The organism is Ramlibacter sp., from assembly GCF_035706265.1.
Classification (GTDB): Bacteria; Pseudomonadota; Gammaproteobacteria; order Burkholderiales; family Burkholderiaceae_C; genus Ramlibacter.
Genome location: NZ_DASSVG010000367.1, coordinates 1 through 8009, shown reverse-complemented (window position 1 = coordinate 8009; position 8009 = coordinate 1). Strand labels below are relative to the sequence as shown.

Annotated in this window: 7 protein-coding genes and 1 pseudogene; 4 read left to right on the top strand and 4 right to left on the bottom strand. The window is 71.2% G+C overall.

The genetic code is table 11. The annotated features are described in order from the left end of the window. The 3 genes from VFM98_RS13350 to gshB form a co-directional block, all read left to right on the top strand. The coding region (locus tag VFM98_RS13350; RefSeq protein ID WP_325110405.1) for an NfeD family protein at positions 1 to 613 on the top strand (613 nt) is incomplete at its 5' end. Then, complete coding sequence (locus tag VFM98_RS13345) at positions 606 to 1373, top strand: slipin family protein (protein WP_325110404.1); 768 nt, start codon at positions 606 to 608, stop codon at positions 1371 to 1373. The genes VFM98_RS13350 and VFM98_RS13345, both read left to right, overlap by 8 nt. Positions 1374 to 1414: 41 nt before the next feature. Next, positions 1415 to 2377 (top strand): glutathione synthase, encoded by a 963-nt coding sequence (gene gshB / locus VFM98_RS13340; RefSeq protein WP_325110403.1) that lies wholly within the window; start codon positions 1415 to 1417, stop codon positions 2375 to 2377. A 121-nt stretch (positions 2378 to 2498) separates the two neighbouring features. Here gshB and VFM98_RS13335 read toward each other — a convergent pair whose 3' ends face one another. From VFM98_RS13335 to VFM98_RS13320, 4 genes are all read right to left on the bottom strand, one after another. After that, entirely contained in the window at positions 2499 to 3260 is a 762-nt protein-coding gene (locus VFM98_RS13335; protein WP_325110402.1) for a class II glutamine amidotransferase, read from the bottom strand. 7 nt (positions 3261 to 3267) lie between these two features. Further along, positions 3268 to 4671, bottom strand: coding sequence for an MFS transporter (locus VFM98_RS13330; protein WP_325110406.1), 1404 nt, complete (start codon positions 4669 to 4671; stop codon positions 3268 to 3270). A gap of 62 nt (positions 4672 to 4733) precedes the next feature. After that, positions 4734 to 4949: a cysteine-rich CWC family protein gene (locus VFM98_RS13325; RefSeq protein ID WP_325110401.1), complete on the bottom strand. Its 216-nt coding sequence runs from the start codon at positions 4947 to 4949 to the stop codon at positions 4734 to 4736. Between the two features lie 29 nt (positions 4950 to 4978). Beyond that, positions 4979 to 7456, bottom strand: a complete 2478-nt coding sequence (locus VFM98_RS13320) for a DUF1631 family protein (RefSeq protein ID WP_325110400.1) — start codon at positions 7454 to 7456, stop codon at positions 4979 to 4981. A 326-nt stretch (positions 7457 to 7782) separates the two neighbouring features. On the opposite strand from VFM98_RS13320, the pseudogene VFM98_RS13315 reads away from it, so the two are divergent. Then, positions 7783 to 8009, top strand: a pseudogene (locus VFM98_RS13315) (hypothetical protein); the annotation flags it as partial.

Here is an 8009-nt window from a genome sequence, read left to right as displayed (position 1 = left end):
GATCGCCAACCCGAGCTTCGCCCTGCTGCTGCTGATGCTGGGCATGTACGGCCTCTTGCTGGAGTTCTCCAGCCCCGGCCTCGGCGTGGCCGGCGTCGCCGGCGCCAGCTGCCTGCTGCTGGCGCTGTTCGCGCTGCAGCTGCTGCCGGTCAACTATGCGGGCGTCGCGCTCGTGCTGCTGGGAATGGGGCTGCTGGCGGCGGAAGTGGTGGCGCCCAGCTTCGGCGTGCTGGGCGTGGGCGGGCTCGTGGCCCTGGTCGCGGGCGGGCTGCTGCTGTTCGACCGTGACGTGCCGGGCTACGGCGTGCCGCTGCCCGTGATCCTCGGGCTGGCGCTCGTCTCCGCGCTGGTGATCCTGGGCGGCGGCAGCATGGCCTTGCGCGCGCGCCGCCGCCCGGTGGTCAGCGGCGTGGAGGAACTGGTGGGAGCCGAAGGCGTGGTGCTGGCCGCGGGGCCGGCGGGCACCTGGGCGCAGGTGCACGGCGAGCGCTGGCAGGTGCGCGGCCCCGGCGACCTGGCGCCCGGCGAGCGGGTGCGCGTGGCCCGCGTCGAGGGCCTGCGGCTGGAGGTGCAACGCGCCGGGGCGAACGACAAGGAGGCAAGCGATGCTTGATCTGCGACTCGGGTTCGGCTGGGTGGTGCTGCCGCTGCTGCTGATCCTGGTGGGCTCTTCCCTGCGCGTGCTGCGCGAGTACCAGCGCGGCGTGGTGTTCCAGCTCGGGCGCTTCTGGAAGGTCAAGGGCCCCGGCCTGGTGCTGGTGATTCCCGGCATCCAGCAGATGGTGAAGGTGGACCTGCGCGTGGTGACGCTCGACGTGGAGCCGCAGGACGTGATCTCGCGTGACAACGTCTCGGTGAAGGTGAACGCCGTGGTGTTCTTCCGCGTGGTCGATCCGCAGAAAGCGATCATCCAGGTGCAGGACTTCTTCCAGGCCACCAGCCAGCTCGCGCAGACCACCCTGCGCGTGGTGCTGGGCAAGCACGAACTCGACGAGATGCTGGCCGAACGCGACCGGCTCAACCTCGACGTGCAGCAGATCCTCGACGCCCAGACCGATCCGTGGGGCATCAAGGTGGCCAACGTGGAGATCAAGCGCATCGACCTGGAAGCCTCCATGATCCGCGCCATCGCCCGCCAGGCCGAGGCCGAGCGGGAGCGCCGCGCCAAGGTGATCCACGCCGAGGGCGAGCGCCAGGCCTCGGCCACGCTGCTGGAGGCCGCCCGCATGCTGGCCCAGCAGCCCGAGGCGATGCAGCTGCGCTACCTGCAGACCATGACGCAGGTGGCGGGCGACCGCGGCTCCACGGTGATCCTGCCGCTGCCCGTCAACATCTTCGGCGGCCCGGCTGCGCCCACGCGAGCGAAGGAATGAGCAATCGGGCTATGCTGCCGGCTCAGCGCAGTATTCCGCCCATGAACATCCTCTTCGTCGCCGACCCGCTGGAGGTCTTCAAGACCTACAAGGACACCACCTTCTCGATGATGCGCGAGGCGCAGCGGCGCGGCCACCGCATCGCCGCCTGCGAGCCGCGCCACCTCACGTGGCGCTCGGGCGAGCTGGTGCACGCCGAGGTGCGCGAGATCACGCTCACCGGCGGCGAGGAGGAGTGGTTCGAGGTGCGGCGCAGCGGCCTGCGACCGCTGAAGGACTTCGACGCCGTCCTGATGCGCAAGGACCCGCCCTTCGACAGCGAGTACTTCTACGCCACCCACCTGCTGCAGCAGGCCGAGCGCGAAGGCGCCCGGGTGTTCAACCGGCCGTCCTCCCTGCGCGACCACCCGGAGAAGCTGGCCATCATGGAGTTCCCGCAGTTCGTGAGCCCGACGCTCGTCACGCGTTCGGCCGACGAGGTGCGGCGCTTCCACGAGGAGCACGGCGAGATCATCCTCAAGCCCCTGGACGGCATGGGCGGCATGGGCATCTTCCGCGTGGGGCCCGAGGGGCTGAACCTCGGCTCCATCATCGAGACGCTCAACCAGCACGGCGCGACCACGATCATGGTGCAGCGCTTCGTGCCCGAGATCTCGCAGGGCGACAAGCGGGTGCTGGTGATCGGCGGCCAGGTGGTGCCCTGGTGCCTGGCGCGCATCCCGCAGGGCAGCGAGATCCGCGGCAACCTGGCGGCGGGCGGCAAGGGCGTGGCGCAGCCGATCTCCGAGCGCGACCGCGAGATCGCCGAGACCATCGGCCCGCTGCTGCACGAGCGCGGCCTGCTGCTGATCGGCCTGGACGTGATCGGCGACTGCCTCACCGAGATCAACGTCACCAGCCCCACCTGCTTCCAGGAAATCACGCAACAGGCCGGCTTCGACGTCCCGGCGATGTTCGTCGATGCGCTCGAGGAAGCGGTGGAGCGCGATCGGACGGTGGTCTGAACATCCAACATCCGGACGCAAAGGACGCAAAGGTTCCGCAAAGGACGCAAAAGAAACTTCCTGGTTTTCCTTTTGCGTCTTTTGCGTTCTTTCGCGTCCTTTGCGTCCGGTATTCAGGTGTTCATCGCACCTGCCCGTCCACGAACACCTTCAACTCGCCCGGCGCGAACTGCGTCCAGGCCTCGTTGTCCGTCAGCGGCGCGGTGACGACCACGGCCACCTTGTCGTCCGGCGTCGTGTGCTGGGCGAAGTCGATGCTCAGGTCCTCGTCGGCCAGGTGCGCGTGCGCGAACGGATGCTTGCGTTCCACGTACCAGAGGTTCGTGGAGCAGTGGGCCCACAGCGCGTCGCCGTTGGACAGCAGGTAGTTGAAGCGGCCGTGACGCGCGATCGCCGGCGTCAGCTCGCGCAGCGTCAGCGTCAGTTCCGCCACGCTCGGCACGCCGGCGTGCGACTTGGCCAATTCCTGCAGCAGCCAGCAGAAGGCGCGCTCGCTGTCGGTGCTGCCCACCGGGCGAAAGCTGGCGTGCAGGCGCGGATGGAAGCCCTGCAGGTCGCCGTTGTGGGCGAACACCCAGTAGCGGCCCCACAGCTCGCGCACGAAGGGATGGCAGTTCTCCAGCGCGACCTGGCCCTGGGTGGCCTTGCGGATGTGCGCGATGACGTTGCGGCTCTTGATCGGATAGCGGCGGATCAGCTCCGCCACCGGCGAGTCGGCCGCCGGCTGGTGGTCGACGAAATGGCGCAGGCCGAGCCCTTCGAAGAAGGCGATGCCCCAGCCGTCTACGTGCTCGTCGGTGCGGCCGCCGCGCTGGCGGAAGCCGGCGAAGCTGAAGGTCACGTCCGTGGGCGTGTTGCAGTTCATCCCCAGCAGCTGGCACATGCGGCGATTATTGGTCCAGCGGCACGTGGCCGGGCGGGTCGCGCAGCTGCCAGGCCGCCACCACGGCCAGCCCGCAGATCGCCGCCAGCAGCAGGAAGGATTCGTTGAAGGCGGCCAGCCGCGCCGGGCTGGTGCCGGCACGGGTGAGCACATCGCCGTGCGCGGCCAGCCGCCACTCCAGCACCAGGGCGCAGAGGCTCACACCCGCCGCGCCGCCCAGCATGCGCAGGAAGTTGATGGCGCTCGCGCCCTGCGGGATCAGGTTCTTGGCCAGCGGCCGCATGGCCCCGAGGTTGAGCGAGGGCAGGATGAAGCCCAGGCCGATGCGGCCCAGGGTGGCCCAGGCGACCAGCACCCACAGGCCGGTGCGCAAGCCGATCGTGGGCATCAGGGCGAAGGAGAGCGCCAGCAGCACCAGCCCGCCGCCCACCAGCACGCGCGTGGGCAGCCGCGTGGTGAGCCGGCCGGCCAGCCCGATGGTGATGGCCAGCACGATGCCGGAGGGCAGCAGGATCGTGCCGACGTGCGAGGCGGGCAATTCGAGGGCCATCTGCATGTACACCGGCAGCAGGTAGGTCGAGCCGAACAGGGCGGTGCCGTAGATGAAGGCCACCAGCGTGCCCATGGTGTAGGTGCGGTAGCCGAACAGGTCGAGGTTGATCAGCGCCTCGCGGCCGGTGCGGCGCGCGCGGTGCAGCCAGGCGATCAGCACCGCCAGCGCGAGCAACGCGCCAAACAGCAGCCCGCCGGCCAGCAGCGGATCGCCGCCGCGGATCTCCAGCAGGCCATTGAGCAGGCACAGGGTGCCGACCGTGCCCAGCGTCAACCCGCGCCAGTCCAGGCGCGGGCCGCCGGAGGCCGCGCTCATGCCGCCCGGCGCCGAGGTGGGCACGTAGCGGTAGGCGAGCCAGATGGAGAGCAGGCAGAACGGCACCACCATGAAGAAGATCGAGCGCCAGCCGAACAGGTCCACCAGCAGGCCGCCGATGCTCGGTCCGAGCGCCGGCGCGAGCACCACGCCCATGCCGAACAGGCCGCTCGCGCGCCCCTGTTCGCTGGGCTCGAAGGCGCGCAGCATGATGATCGCGGGGATGGGCTGCACCACGCCGGCGGCAAAGCCTTCGGCCACGCGCGCGCCCAGCACCAGCGGGTAGTACGCGGCCGCGCCGCCCGCGATGCCGCCGGCCATCAGCAGCAGCATCGTGCCCACGTAGGTGCGGCGGTAGCCGAAGCGCGTCAGCAGCCACGGCGTGGTGAGCATGGAGACCGTCATGGCCACCATGAAGCCGGAGCTGACCCACTGCGCCCGCTCCTGCGTAAGGGCGAAGTGGTGGCTCAGGTCGGGAATCGCCACGTTCACCACGGTGGAGGACATGATGGAAGCCATCACGCCGACCATCAGCGAGAGCATCAGCAGCCAGCGGTAGCGCGGGCCGTGCCGCGCGCGCAGCGCGACGGCCGATCCGGGGTCCGTCACGCGCCGGGGCGGCCGCGCGCGCAGGCCGGGCAGATGCAGGCGCGGCGTTGCGCCTCGGGCGGCACGCGCGCGAGCAGCTCGGCGCCGAAGTCGACCTGGGTGCACCAGCAGGCCGGCTGCCGCACGCCCGTTTCGCGTTCGAGCTCCATGGCGCAGCGATTGGGCTGCCCGCACAGGGGACACAGGTTGGGCGCGACGGTCGATGGATCCACGGTATGGATCCTACCGGGGTTCGCGCGCCTCAGGCGGCTGCCGGCTCGGCGAGCTGCGCCAGCGCGCGCGGCACCACGGCCTGGCTGTCCACCAGCCGCACCAGCCGCTGCTTCACCAGCCGGTGCAGGGTGCGGCGCGTCATCGAGTGCGGCTGCCCGCCGTGGCTCACGAAGAGGAACAGCGTGCGGCGCTCGGCCGCCCACTTGAGATGGGCGCGGCGCCACTGCCCGCGCACATGCAGGTCCACCCAGGAGCCGGGCGCCAGCAGCGCGAGCAGCGCCTCGGTCTCCTCGTCGGACAGCGTCGCGCCTTCCTCGGCCGACGCGGCCCGGGGCGCGAGCGGCGCCGGGCCGCTGGGGGGCGCTTCCTCGAAGCCGGCCGCATGCAGCTCCTGCTGCGCCATCCACGGCTCGCCGGGCGCACGCTCGGGAACCGCCGGCTGCGTGGCGGTGAACGGCTCGGGCGGGGCGACGTCGCGGTGGCGCTGGCGGGCGCGCAGCTTCATCACCGGCCGGTGCAGCCGTTCCAGCTGCAGGAAGAAGGCTTCGCTCTCGGCCGGGTGCTGCCCCAGCATCGCCAGGCCGGCGCGCAGCTTCATCAGCACGCGCGGGATCAGCTCGAACGCGCGTGCCGGCTCCTTCAGCGTGAGCTCGCGCTTGACGCTCCACAGCAGATCGCTCAGCACCCCGATGAAGCCGCCCGGGTCGATCCCGCCCCCGGGTTGCGCGAGGCGCGCATGCGCCACCACCAGCGACCACGGACCGAGCACGAACTCCCGCACGGCGGTGTCGACACCCTGCAGGTCGGAGCGCTGGAGGAATTCGCTCGCGATCCGGTCGGCCTCGTGCTGGCGCCGGTCGGCGAACTGCACCGCGTCCAGCACGCGGCGCTGCGGCTCGTCGTCGAGCGCATCCTGCGCCGCCCAGGTGGCCTGCAGGTCGGTGAGGGCGGCGCGGAAGGGGTCGGCGTTCTCCAGCGGCTCGATCTCGTTCAGGCGCTGGAAGCTGCGCGCCACCGGGCCGAAGAAGCCCTGGAATTCGACGCTGAATTCGTCGTTGTAGCGGAAGCTGCGCTCCGCCACCTTCTCCACCAGCAGCCGGCCCGGATGGTCCGCGTCGCTGAAGAAGCGCGGCGCCACCATCGCCAGGCGCAGCAGCGAGGGCTCGAGGCCCACGATGGCTTCGCGCAGCGGCGCCAGCAGGCGCGGGTCGCCGGCGACGCGGTTCACCAGCCGCCGCACGACCTCCAGGCCGTAGACCTGGCCGACCTCGCGCGCCTGCGTCTTCAGCCGGCCGCGCACCAGCGCGCGCTGGCGCGGCGTGGCGAAGCGGCCCCAGTGTTCCGGCAGCGGGCTGTCGACGTCCACGGCGCGGGCGGGGCGGTCCACCGGCGGCAGGTGCAGGTGCTCGCGCACCGCCTGTTCGTCGTAGGCCTCGGCGTCGTCCGCATCCGCTTCCAGCGCGCGCAGTTCGGCGTCGACTTCGGCGTAGTAGCTCGGGGCGAGCGGCCGGTGGGCCTGCGGCTCGCCGCGCAGCAGGAACTGCTGCAGGCGCGCGCCTTCGACGTTGCGCACCGGCAGGTCGGCGAAACCGGAGAAGCCCGAGGCGCGGAAGGGATCGAGCGGCACCGCGCCGGAGCCGGCGTGGCCCAGGGGTGCACCGCGCGAGGACGGGCCCAGCGGAGCGGAACGCGACGAACCACCGAGCGGCGCGGGACGCGACAGCCCTTCGAGTGGCGCCGGGCGTGACAGGCCTCCGAGCGGCGCGGGGCGCGACAGGCCCTCCAGGGGCGCGGGGCGCGACAGGCCGCCCAACGGCGCCGGCCGCGACGGCCCGCCCAGCGAGCCGGCGCGCGACGACGGCCCTTCGGAGGCTGCGCGCAGCCGGTAGTTGGCCGCGCTCACGCGCTGCAGGGTGAGGAAGTGCGTCTGCGCCTTGTAGACCTGCTCCAGTTCCTGCGCCAGCGGCGTTGCCATGTGCCGCAGCCACAGGGGCGGCCAGGCGGGATCGGGCTGGCCTTCGGCCATCATCTCGCGCAGCGCCCGCGCGTAGACGACCGGCCGCAGCGGATTGCGTTCGGGCTGCACCACGCGCAGGCCCAGCGCGCTGCTCATGAGGGCATCGAGTTCGGACAGCGGCCGCTCCAGCGTGGCCGTGAGCAGCTGCGCGAGGCGCGCCGTCTCGATGCTGCGCGAGATCTCGCCGTCGTCCACCAGCGCGAGCGAGAGCTCGTCACCGCGCGGGGCGGCCGCCGGCCGCGGCCGGCCGCTCGCCTCGGCCTCGAAGGCCGCGCCCAGCACCCGGGGAAAGCGCTGCGTCCAGGCCCGGCGCTGGGCGATCAACGCGCGCCAGGCGTCCGCGACCTGCTGCCGCTGCTCGCCCGACGTGCCCGACTCCATTTGCTGCAACGCCGCCACCGCGTGGTCGACGCACTTCTCGATCAGGCGCGCGGCGGCGCCCACGGCCTCGCCCATGCTGCGCGAGACGGTCTGGTTCACAACGGACATGACGGCGCGCCGGCTCCCTCGCCCGGATCATTCGTAAACAAAGCTGGGGTCCCCGCGTGGGAACCGGGTCGTGAGTGCCAAAGTGTAGCGAGCGCGGCGGACGTTTCTGAAATATGAGTAGCCGCCTGTGGCCCTCCGGGTTAAGCACAATTGATAACGATTCCACACGGCCTCGCCGCCGTGCGGACCTTAGCATTCGCTGCATGCCTGTTCCACACAGGCATTCGCCCGCGCAGTGAACCGCGTCTGCAGACGCATCCGTCGCTCGCGGACTTTTTCGTCAAGCCGCTCCCTGCGGGCGGCATCCACTCCCGGAGCAAGCACACATGCACCTGTCGCAGGAACTCGCCCTCGATTTGATCCGAATGGGTCTCGTCTTCGTCCACCTGATCGCCTGCTGCGTCGCACTCGGCCTCGTGCTGAAAAGCGACTACGCGCTCCTCAAGGGCATGCTCGCCGAAGGCCGCGCCTCCGAGCACGCGCACCTGCAGGACATGCAGGAACTGCAGTCCGTCGTGACCGACGCGCTGATCGTCCTGTGGGCCACCGGCAT

Coding starts and splice junctions, on each gene's coding strand:
- VFM98_RS13335 (WP_325110402.1), bottom strand. CDS start 3,260: ATGTGCCAGCTGCTGGGGATGAACTGCAACACGCCCACGGACGTGACC.
- VFM98_RS13320 (WP_325110400.1), bottom strand. CDS start 7,456: ATGTCCGTTGTGAACCAGACCGTCTCGCGCAGCATGGGCGAGGCCGTG.
- gshB (WP_325110403.1), top strand. CDS start 1,415: ATGAACATCCTCTTCGTCGCCGACCCGCTGGAGGTCTTCAAGACCTAC.
- VFM98_RS13330 (WP_325110406.1), bottom strand. CDS start 4,671: ATGCTCTCGCTGATGGTCGGCGTGATGGCTTCCATCATGTCCTCCACC.
- VFM98_RS13345 (WP_325110404.1), top strand. CDS start 606: ATGCTTGATCTGCGACTCGGGTTCGGCTGGGTGGTGCTGCCGCTGCTG.